This is a genomic window from Nonomuraea sp. MG754425 (assembly GCF_021699195.1).
GTDB lineage: Bacteria > Actinomycetota > Actinomycetes > Streptosporangiales > Streptosporangiaceae > Nonomuraea.
This window is the reverse complement of record NZ_SSXE01000482.1, coordinates 1-574: the sequence shown is the minus strand read 5'-3', so window position 1 is coordinate 574 and position 574 is coordinate 1. Positions and strand designations below refer to the sequence as shown.

The 574-nt window shown below is 71.3% G+C and carries 1 protein-coding gene; it reads left to right on the top strand.

Annotation, left to right across the window (positions count from 1 at the left end):
• On the top strand, positions 1-574 hold a 574-nt coding region (locus tag FAF44_RS53585), incomplete at both ends, for a hypothetical protein (RefSeq protein ID WP_237111180.1).

The window sequence follows — 574 nt, the reverse complement described above, 5'->3', positions numbered from 1 at the left end:
CGGACACCTGCCTGGCCGGCTTCGTCTGGCGGGAGGCGCGGCCCGCCGACCACGTCTGCGTGACCCCGAAGGTCCGTGAGCGGACCGCGGTGGAGAACCGGCTCAAGTACATGAACTGGGTCCCGGGCGCGTTCGGCCCGCACACCTGCGTGCAGGGAATGGTGTGGCGGGAGGCCTTCGCCGGCGACGACGTCTGCGCCGGCCCGCGAAGCCGCGACGAGGCGCGGCGGGACAACGCCGCCGCCGCCGACCGCCGGGTCACGGCCAAGCTGTGGATCTCCACGTACCGGCTGGGCGCCACCGACAACGGCGACGGCACCGCCACCACCACCTCCACCGACGACATCCCCCGGCTGAAGCTGAACGGCAGCCACTTCAACCTGGGCCAGGTGAAGCTGTTCATCTACTACAACACCGGCAAGCTCTTCTGGAGCGGCACGGTCACGGCCACCAGGAACGGGACGTACGCCGGGGGCAGTTGGGGCAAGCAGACCGGCAGGTTCGACTGCTCGACCCCGGGCAAGCCGGCCAACGCCTACGCCCGCGCCCAGGACGTCATGTCCGGCCGCTGGTC